We start from the raw sequence: 18,363 nt of genomic DNA, 5'->3' as shown, positions 1-18,363 counted from the left end.
CATGTTAAAACGACCAACAGAAGATCGAGAAAGCGAGACAGTTTGAGCACACTTTATATCCGGCATCCTGCGCGTGCCGAAGGTGAACATGCGTTGTGCCGCTTCGCCCTCGTCACCGATGGCGGCGCGATCGACCAGCATGGCGAAGGCCCGCTGCGCAACCTGGGCGACCTGGTCGGCACGAGCCGCCGCATCGTGCTGCTGCTCGCCGCCGCCGACGTGACCCTGCTGTCGGTGCAGGCGCCGCCGCTGTCCGGCGCGCGCCTGAAGGCCGCGCTGCCGGGCCTCGTCGAAGAACACATCCTGGGCGATCCGATGGACGCCGTCCTCGTGGCCGCGCCCGAGCAGCCCGACGGCATGCGGCCCATCGCGGTGGTCGAGCGCGACTGGCTGCAAGGCATCGTGAAAAGCCTGCTGGCGCAGGGCGCGCGCACCATCATGGCCGAGCCCGCGCAACTGTGCTTGCCTTTGCAGCCGGGCAGTGTTGCCGCCGCCATTTCCGGCGTCGAACTGACTTTGCGCCAGAGCCTGTTCCAGGGCTTCGGCCTCGCGCTCGACGCCACGCCGGCCGTCGTGCTGCAGACGGCGCGCGCCTTCAGCGGCGACGCCCCGCTCGTGCTGTACGTGCCGCCCGCGCAAGTGGGCGAATACCAGGCGCTGGCGCAGGAAGCCGGTCCCGGCATCCTGATCGAAGCGGACAGCTGGACGCACTGGATCGCCGGTTCCAAGACGACTGCGCTGGACCTCGTGAGCGGCCTCGGCGCCGCGGGGGCGCCCACGCGCGACTGGCGCCGCTGGCGCTGGCCGATCGCGCTCGGCGCGCTGGCCGTGGCCGTCAACCTGATCGGGCTGAACGTCGACTGGCTGCGCCTGCGCCGCGAAGCCAACACGGTGCGCCAGTCGATGGTCCAGACCTACCGCAACGTGTATCCGCGCGAAACGACGATCCTCGATCCCGTGCTGCAGATGCGCCAGCACATCGCCCGCGCGCGCGCCAACACGGGCGACGTGTCGCCCGACGAATTTACTTATCTCGCCTCGGCGCTGGGTGAAGCGACGCGATCGCTCGGCCGTCCGATTGGACTTGTATCAATTGAATACCGCGAACGCGCGTTGACCGTCAAAGTCAAACCCGAAACGGTCGACCCCGGTTTGACCGGGCAGTTGCGCACGGCCCTGGCCACGCGCCGGCTCACGCTGGAAGAAAGCACGCCGGGCAACTGGGTCATCCGCAGCACGGGAGCCAAACCATGAGCATCGCCACCACCTTTGCCCAGTACCGCGAGCGCGCCACGGCGCTCTGGCTCGCGCGCACCGAGCAGGAACGCCGCTTCCTGGCGGCCGGCGGCGCCGTCGTGCTGGCCGCGCTGCTGTACCTGCTGCTCGTCGATCCGGCCATCGAAGGGCGCGCCCAGCTGCGCCGCCAGTTGCCGCAGCTGCGCCAGCAGGCGGCCGAGCTGCAGGCCATGGCCCAGGAAGCGAGCACGCTGGCCCAGGCACCGGAAACGCACGTCGTGCCGCTCACGCGCGAAACCGTCGGCAGCAGCCTGTCGGGGCGCGGCCTGAATCCGGAATCGCTGTCGGTGAACGGCGAGTACATCAAGCTCCAGTTGAATAACGTGGCGTTCGCCAACCTCGCCACGTGGCTGGACGAGCAGCGCCGCGCCAACCGCTTGCTCGTGCAGGACGCCGTCGTCACGTCCCTGCCCGCCGCCGGCCAGGTCGACGCCAGCCTGACGCTGCGCCAGAACACCGGCAGCGGCCAATGAAGCGCACGTTTGCCTGGATCGCGCTGCCGACGCTCGCGGTGATCCTGACGGTACTGGCGTTCCTGCCGGCGGCATGGCTCGCGCCGATGGTCGAACGCCAGACGGATGGCCGTTTGACTCTGGGGGATGCGCAGGGTACGCTTTGGCGCGGCTCAGCCTTTGTGGGCGGGGCGCCGGGCGCGGGCGGATCCGTCACCCCGCTGCTGCCGGGACGCTTCAGCTGGCGCCTGTCGCCGCTAGTGCTGTTCGGGGATGTCAGCATGGACCTGGCCAACGACCAGGCGCTGGCGCAGCCCGTGCACGTCAGCGGCAGCTGGTCGCAATGGCAGGTCAGCGCCGGCCAGTTGCTGTTGCCGGCCGAAGGCCTGGCCGGGCTGGGTGCGCCGTTGAACACGCTCGCGCTCACGGGCACGATCAAGCTGTCCTGGAACCTGCTGGACATCGCGCGCCAGGGCAATACGGTGACGGTGAGCGGACGCACGGTGCTGTCGCTGACCGACATGGGATCGCGCATGAGCCCGATCAAACCGCTCGGTACCTACGAGATGGCCATGGACTGGCACGGCCAGCGGGCCGACGTGGTGCTGCGTACGGTGAGCGGTGCGCTCCTGCTGTCTGGTAATGGAGCATTGGAAAACGGCCGCTTGCACTTCTCGGGACAGGCCGCGGCGGCCGACAAGTACGAAGACACGCTGGGCAACCTGCTCAACCTGCTGGGTCAACGGCGTATGGTGAACGGCAAGAACATAATCGCGTTAGAGTTCAGATGATGAAAAAAAATCCAACCCGCAGCATCCAGCAACTCCCGGCACTGCGCCGCATCGTGGCCGGCGCCATGCTCTGCTGCACCGTCGGAACAAGCGTCCTGCCGCCGCTCGCCCATGCCCAGGACGGTAGTGGTAATGGCGCCGCGCTCAACTTCGTCAATGCCGACATGGAGTCCGTGATCAAGGCGGTCGGCCATTACACGGGGACGACGTTCATCATCGACCCGCGCGTGAAAGGCACGCTGACGCTCGTTTCGGAAAAGACATTGACCAGGGCCCAGGCCTTCTCGCTGCTGACCTCGGCACTGCGCCTGCAGGGCTATGCGGTCGTCACCGGCGACGGTTATGCGAAGGTGGTGCCGGAAGCGGAAGCGAAGCTGCAGTCGTCGCCCACGCAGGTCGGCATCGGCGGCTCGAAGGTCAAAGGCGACCAGATCGCCACGCAGGTCTACCGCCTGCAGCATGAGTCCGCCGCCAACCTGACGGCCGTGCTGCGTCCGCTGATCTCGCCCAACAACTCGATCATGGCCGACCCGGGCAACAACAGCCTCGTGATCACGGACTACGCCGACAACCTGCGCCGCCTGTCGAAGATCATCGCCGCGCTCGACGCGCCGGCCACCGGCGACCTCGACGTGGTCCCGATCCGCAACGGCATCGCCAGCGACGTCGCCACGCTCGTCACGCGCCTGATGGAACCGGCGGCCGGCGGCGACGCGGGCCGCGTCACGGTGCTGGCCGATCCGCGCACCAACTCCGTCATCGTGCGCGCGCCATCGCCCGCGCGCGCGAGCATGGCCAAGAACCTGATCGCGAAGCTCGACCAGCCGACGGCGGAACTCGGCAACATCCACGTGGTCTACCTGAAGAACGCCGACGCCAGCAAGGTCGCGCAGACCTTGCGCGCCGTCGTGTCGCAGGATGCGTCGGCCGTGCCGGTGCAGCAGCAGGGCACGGCGGGCGGTTCGATCCAGTCGACCGCCACCGGCGGCGCAGGCGGTGCCGGCGGGCTCGGCGGCCAGCAGGGCCAGCAGAGCAGCGTGGGCATGGGCGGCACGGGCGGCTCGTTCTCCCAGCAGGGCCAGGCCACGGCCGGCGGTGCCGGCGGCGGACAGGGTTCCGGCTTCATCCAGGCCGACGCGTCGACCAACAGCCTCATCATCACGGCGCCGGACGCCGTGTACCGCAACCTGCGCGCCGTCATCGACCAGCTCGACGTGCGCCGCGCCCAGGTCTACATCGAGGCACTGGTGGTCGAGGTGACGTCGACCGACGCGTCCGAGTTCGGCGTGCAATGGGTGGGCCTGACCGGCAACAACAACAGCAGCTACCGTGTCGGCGGCCTGCAGTCGTTCAGCCTCGGCGGCAGCAACAACAACATCGTCAACCTGGCGCTGGCCGCGGCGACGGGCATCAGCGGCGCGTCCGGCGCGACCACCGGCAGCTCGATCCCGACGCCGACCGGCCTGTCGATCGGCCTCTTCAAGCAGGTGAACGGCGAGCTGGGCCTGGGCGCGATCGCGCATGCCCTTGAAAGTACGGGACACGCCAACATCTTGTCCACACCGAACATGATCACGCTGGATAACGAACTGGCGACGATCAAGGTCGGTCAGAACATACCGATCATCACCGGTTCCTTCACGACGGGCGCGAGCGGGGCAAGCAATCCGTTCCAGACGGTCGACCGCAAGGACGTGGGCCTGCTGCTGAAAGTGCGCCCGCAGATTTCCGAAGGCGGTACGATCAAGCTGGCGATCTACCACGAGAATTCGGGGATCGACAACTCCGTCAGCTCGGCGTCGGGAATCGTGACCACCGTCCGCGCGATCGAGAGCAACGTGTTGGCCGACAATGGCCAGATCGTCGTGCTGGGCGGGCTGATCTCGGATGATGAATCCGAGAACAACGAAAAGACGCGTGGGCTGGGCGACATTCCGATCATCGGCAACCTGTTCAAGTACCGCACCCGCACGCGCGCCAAACGTAACCTGATGGTGTTCCTGCGCCCGGTCGTGGTGCGCAGCAAGGAACAGAACGACAGCCTGTCGATGGACCGCTACGAATTCATGCGCGCCGCCGGCGCGACGGCACAACCGGTCGACGACACCGTGCTGCTGAAGAATCTCGGCGCACCGGTGCTGCCGAGCCTGGTCAATGGCCAGCCGCCCGCGGGCAGCCCGATGGCCACGATGCCGCCGCCGGCACCCGCCGCTGCGCGTCCGGGTGCCGCCACCGGGCCGGGCACGAGCCAGCCCAAGGCGCCGGCCCAGCCGGAGTTCCGCCCGGTGCAACCCGCGCAACCCGAATACCGGCCGGCGACGCCGACCCAACAGAACTGAAGACGATGAATAACTTGTTGCCCTACGCATTCGCACGCGATTACGGCGTGCTGGCGCGTTCCAACGGCGACCCGTCGCAAGCCGTCGAAGTGCTGGTCTCGAATGCGACCAAGCCCGCGGCGATCGCCGAGGTCTCGCGCCGTTTCGGGCGCATCACCCTGCGGCGGATGGAACGCGCCGAACTGGAATCGGCCATTGCCGCCGCGTACCAGTCGGCCGGCGGCGACGCGTCGCAGGTCGCGGACGAGTTCGACGCCGACCTCGACCTCACGAAGCTGCTGCAGGACGTGCCCGCGATCGAGGACCTGCTGGAATCGTCCGACGATGCGCCCGTCATCCGCATGATCAACGCGCTGCTCACGCAATCGCTGCGCGAAGGCGCGTCCGATATCCACATCGAACCGTTCGAGCAGACGTCCGTCGTGCGCTTCCGCATCGACGGCGCGCTGCGCGACATCGTGCGCCCGCGCAAGGGCATCCACGCGTCGCTGATCTCGCGTATCAAGATCATGTCGCAGCTCGACATCGCGGAAAAGCGCCTGCCGCAGGACGGCCGCATCACGTTGCGCATCGGCGGCAAGCCCGTCGACGTGCGCGTGTCGACCCTGCCGACCGGCCACGGCGAACGCGCCGTGCTGCGTCTGCTCGACAAGGAAGCGGGCCGCCTCGACCTCAGCCATCTCGGCATGAGCGGGCAGATGCTGCCGCAGTTCGACAAGCTGATCAACCAGCCGCACGGCATCGTGCTCGTCACGGGCCCGACCGGTTCCGGTAAAACGACGACCCTGTACGCCTCGCTGTCGCGCCTGAATTCGACGACCACCAACATCATGACGGTGGAAGACCCGATCGAATACGACCTGCCCGGCATCGGCCAGACGCAGGTCAACGCCCGCATCGACATGACGTTCGGCAAGGCCCTGCGCGCGATCCTGCGCCAGGATCCGGACGTGATCATGATCGGCGAAATCCGCGACCTCGAAACGGCCCAGATCGCCGTGCAGGCCTCGCTGACGGGCCACCTCGTGCTCGCCACGCTGCACACGAACGACGCCGCCTCGGCCGTCACCCGTCTGCTGGACATGGGTATCGAGCCGTTCCTGCTGTCGTCGTCGCTGCTGGGCGTGATGGCCCAGCGCCTCGTGCGCAAGCTGTGCCCGCACTGCAAGCGCCAGGAAGCGGGACATTGGGTGGCGGTCGGGTGCGACCGCTGCGGCCACACGGGCTTCCACGGCCGCGTGGGCGTGTACGAGCTGCTCGAGACGAACGAACAGATCCGTTCGCAGATCCACAACCAGGCCGCCGAGGCCGAGATCCGCAACGCGGCCCTGAAATCCGGCATGAAGACCATGCACGACGATGGCCAACGGTGGGTGCGGGAAGGCATCACGACGGAAGCCGAACTGCTGCGCGTGACGAAGGTGGATTGATCGATGCCCGCCTTCCGCTATGAAGCCGTCGACACGGGCGGCGTTACCCGCAAGGGCGTCCTGAACGCCGACAGCCCGCGTGCCGCGCGCGCCGACCTGCGCCTGCAGGGATTGACGCCGCTCGCCGTCGAGGCCATCGCGGCCCAGGTCGACGAGAGCGGGGCGGCGCGCGCGCGCGGCTTCGGCGAGCGCCTGTCCCAGGTCGAGCTCGCGCTGTTCACGCGCCAGCTCGCGAGCCTGCTGGAAGCCGGCCTGCCGCTCGAACAGGCCTTCACCGCGCTGCTGGAGCAGGCCGAGCGTGCCTACGTGCGCGACCTGATCGCGTCGATCCGGTCCGAAGTGATGGGCGGCGCGTCGTTCTCCAGCGCGCTGGCGCGCCATCCGCGCGACTTCGCCGAGATCTATCGGGCCCTCGTCGCGTCCGGCGAACAGATCGGCCAGCTGTCGCGCGTGCTGTCGCGCCTGGCCGACTACATCGAACGCCGCAACGCCCTCGTGCAGCGGGTGCGCCTGGCGTTTACCTATCCGGCCATCGTCACCGTCGTCGCGTTCGCGATCGTGATCTTCCTGCTGACCTATGTCGTGCCGCAGATCGTCTCGGTGTTTGCCAACACCAAGCAGAAACTGCCGTTCCTGACCATCCTCATGCTCGGTGTGTCGAACTTTACGCGCGCTTACGGGATCTATGTGGCATTGGTCGTCATCGCGGCGTGGTACGCGTGGCGCCGCGCCCTGCGCAACCCCGTGCTCAAGCGCCGCTGGCATACGTGGCTGTTGAACGCGCCCGTGTACGGCAAGTTCGAACGCAGCCTGAACACGACCCGTTTCGCGAGCACCCTGGCGATCACGACGGGCTCCGGCGTGCCCATCCTGCGCGCGCTCGAGACGAGCCGCGACACGTTGTCGAACGTGGCGATGAAGGAACTCGTGGAGCAGGCGACGGCCAGCGTGCGCGAGGGCGTGAGCCTGGCGCGGGCGCTGTCGGCGCAAAAGCTGTTCCCGCCCATGCTCGTGCACATGATCCGCGCGGGCGAGATCACGGGCGAGCTGCCGGCCATGCTCGAACGGGCCTCGAATTCGCAGCAGGCCGACCTCGAACGGCGCACCATGACCATCGCCGGCCTGCTGGAGCCCGTGCTGATTCTGGCCATGGGCCTCGTCGTGCTATTGATCGTGCTGGCCGTGCTGATGCCGATTATTGAAATCAACCAGTTGGTGCAGTGACAAGGAAACTGATGAACAAGCGCTTGCCTTTTTTCCTGAGCCTGCTGGGCGTGGTCCTGTTTGCCGTGTCGCTGGCGTACTGGATCATGCAGTTGTACCAGCCGCCCCAGCGCCCGATCGCGGCGGCGCCGCAGGCCGCCATGCCCGACCCGACCATCGATGCCGCCGCTACCTTGTTTGGTGGCCAGGTCTCGGTGGCAAGCGCGACCAATTACCAGTTGACGGGCGTCGTGGCGGACGGGAGCAGCAGCGTGGCGATCATCGTCGCCGAAGGTTCGCCGCCGAAGGCGCTGCGGGTCGGCAAGGAGCTGGCGCCCGGCATCACGCTGGCGGAAGTCCACCCGCGCTATGTGATGTTGTCCGATGGCGGCGTCATGAAGCGTGTCGACCTGGCGACCGATACCAAGCCCGCCGCGGCGATGGGTGGCGCGCCCGGCGGCATGCCGCCCAGTGGGGCGCCGCCGGGCGGCATGCCGCAGCAGAATTTTCCGCAACCCCAGCAGATTACGACCGCACCGGCCGCGCAGCCGGTGCAGGCCGTGCCGGAGCCGCCGATGGCGCCGGGCGCCGTCCAGCCGCAGCCGTCCATGACGAACCCGGGCGACGTCGGCACGCACGACAATCCGCCGCCCGCGAATCCGAACCCGATCAATCCGACGCCGAACGGTCAGCAGATGCCGCCGCAAAATCCGGCCGGCCAGATGAATACGCAGTAAGGCTGCTCAGCGCCGCAGCGCGGTGAACGCCGCGAATTCCCACGAACGGAAACCGACCAGCAACGTAAAGCCGTCGCGCTCCTGCGGGGGCAGGCGGCGGTCGTTGCGGTGCATGCGCGCAAGTTCTCCGGCCAGTTGATGGATCTTTTCCGCCAGCTCGGCGGCGCTCGCCAGCGACAGGCGTGCGGGCAGGCACATCAACGTTTCGCCTGCACCGTCGAAGTTACCGGCGAAATAATCCTCGACGACGTGGGCGCGGAAGAAGCGTTGCACCGGCCCGTCCGGCAGCCAGCGGAACGCGTTCGAGACCCGCAGCGTGTAACGGTTCAGCGGCTTCAGTTCGATCACGCCGAGGCGGTCGAGTTCCACCAGCAAGCCGATGCATTCGGGTTCGCTCAAGCGATAGGTTTCCACCATCTGTTCCAGGCTCCAGTGCCCCAGGCAGCAGATCGCCACGAGCAGCAGGCGCGGGTTGGCGACGAGCGCCGTTTCCTGGATGAGCGTCAGCGTGTCGGCCTGCGGCCGCGCATCGGCCGCGCGCCGTAGCACGTCTTCCATGGCGATGCCGGCCGCCTGGCAGATCTGCGCCAGGCGCGACAGGGTCATGTCCTTCTGGCCGAACATGCGTTTGATACTCGATTCGCTCATCGCGATGCGGTCGGCCAGCATCTTGTAGGTGATCCCGGCCGCGCGTAGTTCGGCGCGCAGCACGTCCAGCAGCATGTCGGGGGAGCTCATGGTTGTGGTCAGTTCTCTGTTTTCGTTCGTCAACTCGGCCTGACGAATGTACAGAAGAAGGCAGGGCAGTTCAAGAAATGTCGAGTCCCGCCAGCCACGACCGCCTGCTGGGTCCGGTCAGCGTTATGATGCGCATCAGTTCAGGTGCGAACTTCGGTGCCCTCGCCGCTGCGCCGGTGTCCAATCGAGACCCAAGGAGAACGTATGAAAACGGCAAGCGTGTTCGTATTGGCCTTATCAAGTGCGGCAGCATGTGCTCAGGCGGCGCAGGTGCCGGGTGTGCGGCGCACCGATCTGCTGAAGCACGACAGCGTGGTGTCGGGACGCGAAGTCGTCGAGGTGCGCGTCGAGGTCGACGCGGGCCATGGCGTGCCGAGGCATACGCATCCGGGTGATGAAGTGCTGTACGTGGTCGAGGGCACGCTGGAGTACCTGCCCGACGGCAAAGCGCCCGTGGTGCTGAAGGCGGGGCAATCCGTCTTCATCCCGGCCGGCACCATCCACGCGGCCAGGAACCCCGGCACGGTGGCCGGGGCGGGCATCGCCACCTATTTCGTCGAGAAGGGCAAGCCGCTGATCATGCCGGCGAAATAACGCCGGCGCTGGTTACTCGTCGTCCGGCTCCAGCTTGACCTTCTGGAGCGCACGCTTCGCGGCCAGCCGCTCGCTGGCCTCGGGTTTTGCATGCGCTCCAGCCGCGCGCGCCTTGGCGAAGCCGGCGAACGGGTTGCGGGGCTTGAGTGGCGGCGTCGGCTCGACACGCAGCCGCATCTTTTGCCGGGTTGCCAGTGCCTTGTTTGCCATCGCCGCCTCTCCTTTCTGCAGCCGTGGATTACAACACGTAGCGCGACAGGTCTTCGTTGACCGCCAGCGCATCCAGCCGTTCGTTGACGTAGGTCGCGTCGATGACGAGCGCCTGGCCCGACTTGTCGGTCGCCGAGTACGAGATTTCTTCCAGCAGCTTTTCCATCACCGTGTACAGGCGGCGCGCGCCGATGTTCTCGGTGCGCTCGTTGACGGAATACGCGATCTCGGCCAGGCGATGGATGCCGTCGTCGGCGAACTCGAGTTTGACGCCTTCCGTCGCCAGCAGGGCTTCGTACTGCTTGGTCAGACTTGCGTCCGTCGAGGTCAGGATGCTCTTGAAATCCTCGATCGACAGCGATTCCAGTTCGACGCGGATCGGGAAGCGGCCCTGCAGCTCGGGAATCAGGTCCGACGGTTTCGACAGGTGGAACGCGCCCGAGGCGATGAACAGGATGTGGTCGGTCTTGATCATGCCGTACTTCGTGTTCACCGTCGTGCCTTCGACGAGCGGCAGCAGGTCGCGTTGCACGCCCGCGCGCGAGACGTCCGCGCCGCCGTGTTCCGAACGCGACGCGATCTTGTCGACCTCGTCCAGGAACACGATGCCGTTCTGCTCGACGTTGGCGATGGCCTTCTGCTTCATCTCGTCTTCGTTGATGAGCTTGGCGGCTTCCTCGTCGACGAGCAGCTTCATCGCCTCCTTCACCTTCATCTTGCGGGGCTTCTTGCGCCCCGCCCCGACGCCGGCGAACATCGACTTGATCTGTTCCGTCATTTCTTCCATGCCGGGCGGCGCCATGATTTCCATCTGCGGCGAGGCCTCGGCGACGTCGATCTCGACTTCCTTGTCGTCGAGCGCGCCTTCACGCAGGCGCTTGCGGAAGGTCTGGCGCGTGGCGTCGCCGCCGTCCTTGGCGTCGCTGCTGACGTTGAAGCCGAAGTCGCGCGCCGGCGGCACGAGAATGTCGATGATGCGGTCCTCGGCCGCGTCCTCGGCGCGCTGGCGCACCTTCTTCATTTCGCTGGCGCGGGTCTGCTTGACGCCGATGTCGATCAGGTCGCGGATGATGGTGTCGACGTCGCGGCCGACATAGCCGACCTCGGTGAACTTGGTCGCCTCGATCTTGATGAACGGCGCGTCGGCCAGCTTGGCCAGGCGGCGCGCGATCTCGGTCTTGCCGACGCCCGTCGGGCCGATCATGAGGATGTTCTTCGGGGTGATCTCGTGGCGCAGCGGTTCCTCGACCTGCTGGCGGCGCCAGCGGTTGCGCAGCGCGATCGATACGGCGCGCTTGGCTTTACCTTGGCCGACGACGTGCTTGTCGAGTTCCGAGACGATTTCGGACGGGGTCATGTTCATAATTGTGCTCATGAATGCTTTCTTGCGTGAGAGACCGTTATTCCAGCGTCTCGATGATGTGCGACATGTTCGTATAGATGCACAGCTCGCCTGCGATGGTCAGCGCTTTCTTGACCACGTCGGCCGGGGCGAGATCCGTGTTTTCCTGCAAGGCCTTGGCGGCGGACTGCGCGTAGATGCCGCCCGAGCCGATCGCGCCGATGCCGTCTTCCGGTTCCAGCACGTCGCCGTTGCCGGTGATGATCAGGGTCTTTTCGCGGTCGGCCACCAGCAGCATGGCCTCCAGGCGGCGCAGCACGCGGTCGGTGCGCCAGTCCTTGGCCAGTTCGACCGAAGCGCGCAGCAGATTGCCCTGGTGTTTTTCCAGTTTCGCTTCGAAGCGGTCGAGCAGGGTGAAGGCGTCGGCCGTGCCGCCGGCAAAGCCGCACAGCACCTTGTTCTGGTAGAGCTTGCGCACCTTGCGCGCCGAGCCCTTCATGACGACGTTGCCCAGGGTGACTTGTCCGTCGCCGCCGAGCGCGACCTGGCTGCCGCGCCGTACGCTGACGATCGTCGTGCCGTGAAATTGTTCCATATTTGCCTCGTGGTTGATCTGCTCACCGCAAGTGGGGATGCGATATGAAATTGCAAGACTGAACCGTATCCGAGGGGCACGGCGCCTGGCGGCGTCAGTATCGGTGGGCGTACAGACGCACCCGGTCGCCGACGCCGAGCAGGCGAAGCAACGCCGCGACGGGATGGTTCAGGTCGCGCAGCACGACCTCGCGCCCGTCCTGGGCAAGCGTGCGCAGATGGGCGGCGAGGGCGCTCGCGGCCGCGTAATCGATGCGTGCGAGGCGGGACCCGTCCAGCACAAGGACCGGATGGAGCGCCGCGTGGTCGGCGATGGCGGCCAGCAACGGCGCGCTGCCGCCCCGGATCGCGGCCGGCAGGAGGAAGCGGTCGCCCGCCGTCGCCGGACCGGCCGCCAGGCTCAAGGCCGCGTGTCTGGGGGCCTCGAACGAGGGCGGCGACACCTCGAAGGTGACGCAATAATCCATCGCAGTCTCCTCGAAATCCTTTTCACGGTTCGTCAGCAGCAGCAGTTCCAGCAACAGCAGCCAGGGCGCCTCGCCCGCGCCGCGGTCGCCGATCGCCAGCATCGGACGCAGCACGGCGACGAGGTGGTCGGCGCCTGCCAGCACGAGTTCGCGTCCCGCCTTGCGCAGGGCCTGCAGCGCGTCCAGCAGCAGGGCGCAGCCCGGCGCCGTCACCGCGGTGACCGCCTGGAATTCGAACCGGACCAGCGGACCGGGCGAGGCGGCGCGGGCGAGTTGCGCGCGCGCGAGCGAACCGTCGTCCAGGCGGCCGGACAGGGTGGCCGTCGGGATCGCCCCCGATACCTGGCGGTCGGGCGCGTGCGACGTGTCCGCGACGGGGTGATACGTGGGCGGCGACGTTTCGAACCGGCTGGCGTAGTCGATCGCGATGCTTTCGAACTCGTGTTCGAGGCCCATGATCTGGACCAGGTCGAACAGCATCCACCACGGCAGGCGGTCGGTACCCTGGTCGTGCACGCTGGTGCGCAAGAGGAGGGCGGCCGCCTCCAGTTGGTCGTTGGCGTACAGGATTGCCGCTTCTTCGACGATGGGGGCGCTGGACGGCGCGGCGGCCGCGTCCGGCACTTCATCCTGGCCCGGCAGGAGGTCCGTGTCCTGGTCAGGTGGCGGCGCGCCGGCGGCGGCCGGCGGGCGGCGGTTGCCGGCCCAGGCGTCGTCGTCGAAGATGGCGGAGGCCATCTCCAGTTCGATCGCGTCGATCTTGGCCGCGGTGGCGCGCGCGATTTCACGCTGGCGCTCGCGTTCCGCCTCGGTATCGAGGGAAAGCCGCGTGACGGGGCCGGCGGTCAGCGGATCGTCAGGGCGCGGGCGGGCGTCCGCACCCGCCAGCGGTGCGTCGCCTTTTTTCTTCAGGAAATCGAAGAGTCCCATGCCGTCCTTGTCTGCCCGTTTGCCGGTCGAGACATTAGCATGGCGGCGCGGACGGTGCGGTGCGCACGCCTGAGCTGCGTCAACTTGCCGGCAATCCGATAAGTGTATCCGATGGGAAATAATTCGTGCGCACGAACCCTAGGTCACTCCGGCCCCAAAAACAAAAAAGCATGCGACGGGCGCATGCTTTTTCATCGGCGCGTACGGCGATCAGTCACCGTACAGCTTTTGCTTCAGCTCGCGGCGCTGCTGGGCTTCCAGCGACAAGGTCGCGGTCGGACGGGCGATCAGGCGGGGGATGCCGATCGGTTCGCCGGTCTCTTCGCACCAGCCGTATTCGCCGGACTCGATCGAGGCCAGCGATTGCTGGACCTTCTTGAGCAGCTTGCGCTCGCGGTCGCGGGTACGCAGCTCGAGCGCGTGCTCTTCCTCGATGGTGGCGCGGTCGGCCGGGTCGGGAACGAGTACCGTTTCGCGCAGGTGTTCCGTCGTTTCGCCTGCGTTTTTCAGCAGTTCCTTTTCGAGTTCCTGCAGGCGGTTCTTGAAGAACGCCAGCTGGGCCGGGTTCATGTAGTCGTCGTCGCTCATGGCCCGAATTTCTTCTTCCGTCAGGAGGCGTTCTTCGGGCTGCGCAACGGTATTCGGTTTCGTTGTTTTAGTCATGACTTCACTTACCTTTGATACGACAGAGTTTCCATTTTATCAGCTAACTCAGCGGTTACCATTGCTTCGGTGTGTGCGCCGGGCGAGCTGCCGTGACCGTTGTTCAGTCGTTCAACCACAGGGTGCATGAGAGCACCATAGAACCGGGGTAGTTTATACCAAACACTGTTCCAATCCGCGAATAAAGACATCTTTCGGTAAATTTTTACCAATAAACACCATCTTGCTGCCGCGCGATTCGCCATCCGCCCACTTTGCACCGAGGTCGCTGCCCATGATTTGATGCACGCCTTGGAAGACGACCTTGCGATCCGCGCCCGCCATCGACAGCACGCCCTTGTAGCGCAGCATGTTTGGACCGAATACTTGGACCATGCTGCCGAGGAATTGATCCAGTCGTTCGGGGTCGAAAGCACGGTCGCTCTTGAAGACGAACGCGGCGATGTCGTCGCTGTGGTGGCCATGATGGTGGTCGTGGCTGTGGTCGCACGCTTCCGTGTGGACGTGGTCATGATCGTGGTCGTGACCATGGTCGTGCGCCTCTTCCGTCGTGAGGAAGGCGGGATCCAGCTCCAGCTTGTCGTTCAAGTTGAAGCCGCGCAGGTCGAGCACGTCGCTGATCGGGGCGCGGCCGAAGTCCGACGTGCTGATCGGTGCACGCGGGTTGATGCGGCGGATGCGCGCCTTCAGTTCCTCGACGGCGGCGGCGTCCACGAGGTCCGTCTTGGACAGCAGGATCTTGTCGGCGAAACCGACCTGGCGCTGGGCTTCCTCGTGGCGGTCCAGCTGGTCCATGGCGTGGCGGGCATCCACGACGGTGACGACGGCGTCGAGCAGGTAGTGCGCGCCGACTTCCTCGTCGACGAAGAACGTCTGGGCCACGGGGCCGGGATTGGCGAGGCCGGTGGTCTCGATGACGACGCGGTCGAAGCTGATTTCGCCCGCTTCGCGCTTGCGTGCCAGGTTCGTCAGGGCAACGATCAGGTCGCCACGCACGGTGCAGCAGATGCAGCCGTTGTTCATTTCGACGATCTGCTCGCTCGGGTCCTGCACGAGGATCTCGTTGTCGATGTTTTCCTGGCCAAACTCGTTTTCGATGACGGCGATGCGCAGGCCGTGCTCTTCCTGCAGGATGCGGTTGAGCAACGTGGTTTTGCCGGCGCCGAGGAAGCCGGTCAGGATAGTGCTTGGGATCAATTCCATATGTCGCTGTCCAATGGTGTGCGCCGTTCCGGCCGCAGGGAATCGGAAGATTATGCCGGAATTTGCGAATCGTCACCACCCGGCATGCCGTGCCTGCCTGCGCTGGAGCACTTACTTACGCTTTGCGCGCGGATGGGCTCGGTCGTAGACGGCGGCGAGGTGCTGGAAGTCGAGCGACGTATAGATCTGGGTCGAGGTGATGCTGGCGTGGCCCAGCAGTTCCTGCACGGCGCGCAGGTCGCCCGAGGATTGCAGCACGTGCGACGCGAACGAGTGGCGCAGCACGTGCGGGTGCACGTGGACCGGCATGCCGGCCTTTTGCGCATGGGCTTTCAGGCGATATTGCACGACGCGGGGGCTGATGCGCGTGTCGCGCGTCGACAGGAACAGGGCGAGGCTGCCGTCGCGCGCCGGCGGACGCACGGCCAGCCACGCTTCCAGTGCCGCGCGCGCCGGACCGCCGACGGGCACCCGGCGCATCTTGTTGCCCTTGCCGGTGACGACCACTTCCTGCGCGTCGAGTTCCAGCCAGCCGAGCGAGGCGGGCTGGCCATCGCGGGCGGGGACGTGGTGGACGTCGAGCCCGGCCAGCTCGGATACGCGCAGGCCGCTCGAGTAGAGCAGTTCGAACATGGCGCGGTCGCACAGCTCCGCGGGTTCCGGATGGCCGGACGTCGTCTTTTCCATGAGCTGGACCGCATCGTCGACGGCCAGTGCCTTGGGCAGGCGCTTGGGACGGCGCGGCGCGCGCACGCCGTCGGCCGGGTTGGCGGCCAGCGCAACGTGGCGCGACAGCCAGTCGAAGAAGCCGCGCCAGCCGGACAGCTTGCGCGCGATCGAGGCGGCGCTCTGCCCCTCGGCATGCAGTTTGGCCGTGACGCGGCGGATGTCGAAATGGGTCAATGCCGCCCAGTCGGCCTGGCCGGTGAGCCGGGCCAGTTCGGCCAGGTCGCGGCGGTAGGCGGCGATCGTGTGGTCGGACAGCTGGCGCTGCGTTTTCAGCTCCGCCAGGTAGCGGCCGGTCCAGTCGTCGGCGGCCGGCGTGTCCACGTCAGCCGAGCAGAGGGACGAGTGCGGTGCTGGCCGTCTCGCCGATGTGGACGAGGAAATCCGTCGCCATCGTGGCGCTGAAGCGTTCCGGATCGGGCGAGCCGAGCACGAGCAGGCCGAAGGCGCTGCCGTTCGCGCGCAGCGGCAGCAGGACGGTCGAGCGCACGGCGTCCGCGCCGTCCAGCTCGGCGCCTGCCAGCCAGCTCACCGCCTCGAAGTCCTTGTTCGGACCGCAGTACGGGACGCGCAGGCTGCCGGCGAACAGGCGCACGTCCTCGGAGACGCCGTTCGTGTACCACGTGTCGGCGTGCTCGGGCGCCAGTTTCCACAGGCGTAGCGTGGCGTGCGGCACGATGAAATGCTTGACGAGGCCGTCGGCGACGGCGGTCGGGATCTCGTCCGGCACGCGGGTGCGCAGCAATTGCTGGGTCCAGCCATGGAATCGGTTGGCGATGGCCGCGTTTTCCTCGGCGTGGCGCACCAGCTCGGACATGCGCAGTTCCAGGGCGCGGTACTTGTCGCGCATGACTTCCATCTGGCGTTCCTGCAGCGACACCGCGCGGCCCGTAAGTGGGCTCGACAGTTTTACTTCGCCCAGCAAAGCGGCGTGCTCCACGAAGAACTGCGGATGGTCGAGCAGGTATTGGGCGATGGCGGCGGAATCCAGTGTTGCGGCGGTCATGTGCGGCTTGCGAGATGGGTAGACAGTTCATTTTAACCGACGGCATTGGGTCGGCGCAGATTTCCTGTCTGCACTGTGCCACAAAAGCCAAGGGCGGACCCGGTTGCCCGGATCCGCCCTTGCTTGAGCGATGCAGCGGGGTTGCCCCCGCGGCTCGGCTTAGAACGAGTGGTTCAGGCCGATGTCGTAGTGGTTGACGGTCGGGGTAGCCGAAGCTGCGCCGGTCGCCTGGTTGAAGACGTTGGTCTTGCGCGATGCGTCGACGTACAGGTACGTACGCTTCGACAGGCTGTACTCGTAGCCCAGCGAGTACTGACGGGTGATCAGGTCGTGCAGGCGGACGTTTTCTTCCTGCTTCTTCAGACCGAAGCCAGCCAGCAGCTTGCCCGGGCCGACAGCGTAGGTTGCACCGATTTCAGCACCCTTGATGGTCGGACGCTGGGTGTTGGTGTGCTCCATGTTCTGGTGCGAGTAGGTACCCATCAGTTTCAGTTCCGGGGTCACCGAGAACGAACCTGCGACCGACCAGACCTTCGATTCGACGGCGTTGCGCTCGTAAGCCAGCATCGCTGCTGCCGGACCGTTGTTGTAGGTACCAGCGATCGAGAACGGGTTGGCCGAAGCCTGTGCGCCCGCAGCGTAGGTGGCGGCGCCAGCGCCGATACCGGTCACGCCGCCGCCGGTGGCTTCTTTCGATGCCCACGAAGCGTTCACCTGGAAGCCATTGGCGACCGGCGAGTTATAGAAGATCGCGTTCGAGACACGGTTGTTGTTCGGGCTGGTGCCGCCGACGTCCAGCGGAGCCGAGTTGAAGCCGGCGACCGAGATGTCGGTGTAGAAGCCGGCCTGGGTCGGCAGACCGTGCCACGGTTCGAACGAACCGACGATTTCCTGGAACGGGGTCAGGCCACGGCCCAGACGGACCATACCGAAGTCACCCTGCAGACCGACGCGGGTCTGGCCCTGGAACAGCGGACGGCCGTTGTTTTCGTTGGTGCCGGTGTCCGGCTCGTAACGCATTTCAACCTGGAACAGTGCCTTCAGGCCGTTGCCCAGATCTTCGGTGCCTTTGAAGCCCAGGGTGTTCGAAGCACGCTTGCCGATGGCCAGGGTCTGGTCGGTGCGCTTGACCATGCCGACGTCGATGTTGCCGTAGATTTGAACAGCGGTTTGAGCTTGTGCCACACCGGCGAATGCGCCCAGCAGAGCGGCTGCCACGAGGGTTTTTTTCATCTTAATTTTTATCCTAAAAAGTGAATCGAAGGAATCCAGAGAGCATTGAGATTTTTATTAGTTGCTGAACACTCGGATGTGTGAACCTTAAATGCTTAATGCGTCAAGATTGTCTGATTTGTCAATTATGACTGTTGCACTTGGTCGAAAGCCAATAAATCCAATCGTGCTGTTGTATTTTCGAAACGGCCGCCTCGGGAAACCGGGCACACCTTAAGGCTCGTTTAAGTTTCAAAACATCATCATTCTCTCCCCGTACCACGGCAGGGTTTGTGCGGGCTCAAAGGCCATTGGAATCGTAGCCGAATCGCATCGCCGCGGCTTTAGACTCTGGCCCATCCGACGTCCATTGTTACCGCAGTGCGCGACACATGAGCTCATCAGTAGCGCAACGCAAGCGATCTTCACG

18 protein-coding genes are annotated in these 18,363 nt (G+C 65.9%); 8 read left to right on the top strand and 10 right to left on the bottom strand.

From position 1 onward, the window contains the following. The first annotated feature begins 42 nt into the window (after positions 1–42). The 7 genes from gspL to ACL58G_RS03250 are packed head-to-tail and all read left to right on the top strand — an operon-like array spanning position 43 to position 8,248. Positions 43–1,254 (top strand): type II secretion system protein GspL, encoded by a 1,212-nt coding sequence (gene gspL / locus ACL58G_RS03280; RefSeq protein WP_413380502.1) that lies wholly within the window; start codon positions 43–45, stop codon positions 1,252–1,254. After that, positions 1,251–1,769 carry a type II secretion system protein GspM gene (gene gspM / locus ACL58G_RS03275; RefSeq protein WP_371764249.1) on the top strand — a complete coding sequence of 173 codons (519 nt, stop codon included), beginning with the start codon at positions 1,251–1,253 and terminating at the stop codon, positions 1,767–1,769. Before gspL ends, gspM begins: the two co-directional genes overlap by 4 nt. After that, entirely contained in the window at positions 1,766–2,539 is a 774-nt protein-coding gene (gene gspN, locus ACL58G_RS03270; protein WP_413380500.1) for a type II secretion system protein N, read from the top strand. The genes gspM and gspN overlap by 4 nt, the downstream gene beginning before the upstream one ends. Next, the gene (gspD, locus tag ACL58G_RS03265) at positions 2,539–4,878 is read left to right on the top strand and encodes a type II secretion system secretin GspD (RefSeq protein ID WP_440965146.1); all 2,340 of its coding nucleotides are present in this window, start codon (positions 2,539–2,541) and stop codon (positions 4,876–4,878) included. Before gspN ends, gspD begins: the two co-directional genes overlap by 1 nt. 5 nt (positions 4,879–4,883) lie before the next feature. Then, the gene (gene gspE, locus ACL58G_RS03260; protein WP_413342528.1) at positions 4,884–6,308 is read left to right on the top strand and encodes a type II secretion system ATPase GspE; all 1,425 of its coding nucleotides are present in this window, start codon (positions 4,884–4,886) and stop codon (positions 6,306–6,308) included. Positions 6,309–6,311: 3 nt separating this feature from the next. Further along, positions 6,312–7,532, top strand: coding sequence for a type II secretion system inner membrane protein GspF (gspF, locus tag ACL58G_RS03255; protein WP_413342527.1), 1,221 nt, complete (start codon positions 6,312–6,314; stop codon positions 7,530–7,532). An 11-nt stretch (positions 7,533–7,543) separates the two neighbouring features. Continuing rightward, on the top strand, positions 7,544–8,248 hold the full coding sequence (locus ACL58G_RS03250; protein WP_413342525.1) for a type II secretion system protein N: 705 nt from the start codon (positions 7,544–7,546) through the stop codon (positions 8,246–8,248). 6 nt (positions 8,249–8,254) lie between these two features. Here the strand turns inward: ACL58G_RS03250 and ACL58G_RS03245 are convergent, their stop codons facing one another. After that, complete coding sequence (locus tag ACL58G_RS03245; RefSeq protein WP_056134472.1) at positions 8,255–8,986, bottom strand: helix-turn-helix domain-containing protein; 732 nt, start codon at positions 8,984–8,986, stop codon at positions 8,255–8,257. A 204-nt stretch (positions 8,987–9,190) separates the two neighbouring features. Here ACL58G_RS03245 and ACL58G_RS03240 point away from each other — a divergent pair, with 204 nt between their 5' ends. Continuing rightward, positions 9,191–9,580 carry a cupin domain-containing protein gene (locus tag ACL58G_RS03240; protein WP_440965143.1) on the top strand — a complete coding sequence of 130 codons (390 nt, stop codon included), beginning with the start codon at positions 9,191–9,193 and terminating at the stop codon, positions 9,578–9,580. 12 nt (positions 9,581–9,592) lie between these two features. Here the strand turns inward: ACL58G_RS03240 and ACL58G_RS03235 are convergent, their stop codons facing one another. From ACL58G_RS03235 to ACL58G_RS03195, 9 genes are all read right to left on the bottom strand, one after another. Continuing rightward, positions 9,593–9,790 (bottom strand): hypothetical protein, encoded by a 198-nt coding sequence (locus ACL58G_RS03235; protein WP_413342519.1) that lies wholly within the window; start codon positions 9,788–9,790, stop codon positions 9,593–9,595. A 28-nt stretch (positions 9,791–9,818) separates the two neighbouring features. Next, the gene (gene hslU, locus ACL58G_RS03230) at positions 9,819–11,153 is read right to left on the bottom strand and encodes an ATP-dependent protease ATPase subunit HslU (protein WP_440967945.1); all 1,335 of its coding nucleotides are present in this window, start codon (positions 11,151–11,153) and stop codon (positions 9,819–9,821) included. Between the two features lie 37 nt (positions 11,154–11,190). After that, positions 11,191–11,727, bottom strand: coding sequence for an ATP-dependent protease subunit HslV (hslV, locus tag ACL58G_RS03225; RefSeq protein ID WP_440965141.1), 537 nt, complete (start codon positions 11,725–11,727; stop codon positions 11,191–11,193). A gap of 94 nt (positions 11,728–11,821) precedes the next feature. After that, complete coding sequence (locus ACL58G_RS03220; protein ID WP_440965140.1) at positions 11,822–13,123, bottom strand: STAS domain-containing protein; 1,302 nt, start codon at positions 13,121–13,123, stop codon at positions 11,822–11,824. 210 nt (positions 13,124–13,333) lie between these two features. Beyond that, entirely contained in the window at positions 13,334–13,786 is a 453-nt protein-coding gene (gene dksA / locus ACL58G_RS03215) for an RNA polymerase-binding protein DksA (RefSeq protein ID WP_056134490.1), read from the bottom strand. 153 nt (positions 13,787–13,939) lie between these two features. Then, positions 13,940–14,989, bottom strand: coding sequence for a CobW family GTP-binding protein (locus ACL58G_RS03210; RefSeq protein WP_371764256.1), 1,050 nt, complete (start codon positions 14,987–14,989; stop codon positions 13,940–13,942). A gap of 111 nt (positions 14,990–15,100) precedes the next feature. After that, entirely contained in the window at positions 15,101–16,039 is a 939-nt protein-coding gene (xerC, locus tag ACL58G_RS03205; RefSeq protein WP_413380488.1) for a tyrosine recombinase XerC, read from the bottom strand. A gap of 1 nt (position 16,040) precedes the next feature. Continuing rightward, positions 16,041–16,721, bottom strand: coding sequence for a DUF484 family protein (locus ACL58G_RS03200; RefSeq protein WP_440965137.1), 681 nt, complete (start codon positions 16,719–16,721; stop codon positions 16,041–16,043). Between the two features lie 159 nt (positions 16,722–16,880). Next, complete coding sequence (locus ACL58G_RS03195; protein ID WP_371764259.1) at positions 16,881–17,954, bottom strand: porin; 1,074 nt, start codon at positions 17,952–17,954, stop codon at positions 16,881–16,883. Positions 17,955–18,363: the final 409 nt, after the last annotated feature.

The sequence above is a fragment of the Massilia sp. GER05 genome (assembly GCF_052056005.1).
Lineage (GTDB): Bacteria > Pseudomonadota > Gammaproteobacteria > Burkholderiales > Burkholderiaceae_D > Telluria > Telluria orientalis.
The sequence above is the reverse complement of the archived record's forward strand: the minus strand, read 5'-3'. Positions and strand labels throughout refer to the sequence as shown.

Bases quoted from the DNA above. Each gene is read 5' to 3' on its own strand.
- gspM (WP_371764249.1), top strand. From the start codon at position 1,251: ATGAGCATCGCCACCACCTTTGCCCAGTACCGCGAGCGCGCCACGGCG.
- gspN (WP_413380500.1), top strand. From the start codon at position 1,766: ATGAAGCGCACGTTTGCCTGGATCGCGCTGCCGACGCTCGCGGTGATC.
- gspD (WP_440965146.1), top strand. From the start codon at position 2,539: ATGAAAAAAAATCCAACCCGCAGCATCCAGCAACTCCCGGCACTGCGC.
- gspE (WP_413342528.1), top strand. From the start codon at position 4,884: ATGAATAACTTGTTGCCCTACGCATTCGCACGCGATTACGGCGTGCTG.
- gspF (WP_413342527.1), top strand. From the start codon at position 6,312: ATGCCCGCCTTCCGCTATGAAGCCGTCGACACGGGCGGCGTTACCCGC.
- ACL58G_RS03250 (WP_413342525.1), top strand. From the start codon at position 7,544: ATGAACAAGCGCTTGCCTTTTTTCCTGAGCCTGCTGGGCGTGGTCCTG.
- ACL58G_RS03245 (WP_056134472.1), bottom strand. From the start codon at position 8,986: ATGAGCTCCCCCGACATGCTGCTGGACGTGCTGCGCGCCGAACTACGC.
- ACL58G_RS03240 (WP_440965143.1), top strand. From the start codon at position 9,191: ATGAAAACGGCAAGCGTGTTCGTATTGGCCTTATCAAGTGCGGCAGCA.
- ACL58G_RS03235 (WP_413342519.1), bottom strand. From the start codon at position 9,790: ATGGCAAACAAGGCACTGGCAACCCGGCAAAAGATGCGGCTGCGTGTC.
- hslU (WP_440967945.1), bottom strand. From the start codon at position 11,153: ATGAACATGACCCCGTCCGAAATCGTCTCGGAACTCGACAAGCACGTC.
- hslV (WP_440965141.1), bottom strand. From the start codon at position 11,727: ATGGAACAATTTCACGGCACGACGATCGTCAGCGTACGGCGCGGCAGC.
- ACL58G_RS03220 (WP_440965140.1), bottom strand. From the start codon at position 13,123: ATGGGACTCTTCGATTTCCTGAAGAAAAAAGGCGACGCACCGCTGGCG.
- dksA (WP_056134490.1), bottom strand. From the start codon at position 13,786: ATGACTAAAACAACGAAACCGAATACCGTTGCGCAGCCCGAAGAACGC.
- ACL58G_RS03210 (WP_371764256.1), bottom strand. From the start codon at position 14,989: ATGGAATTGATCCCAAGCACTATCCTGACCGGCTTCCTCGGCGCCGGC.
- ACL58G_RS03200 (WP_440965137.1), bottom strand. From the start codon at position 16,721: ATGACCGCCGCAACACTGGATTCCGCCGCCATCGCCCAATACCTGCTC.
- ACL58G_RS03195 (WP_371764259.1), bottom strand. From the start codon at position 17,954: ATGAAAAAAACCCTCGTGGCAGCCGCTCTGCTGGGCGCATTCGCCGGT.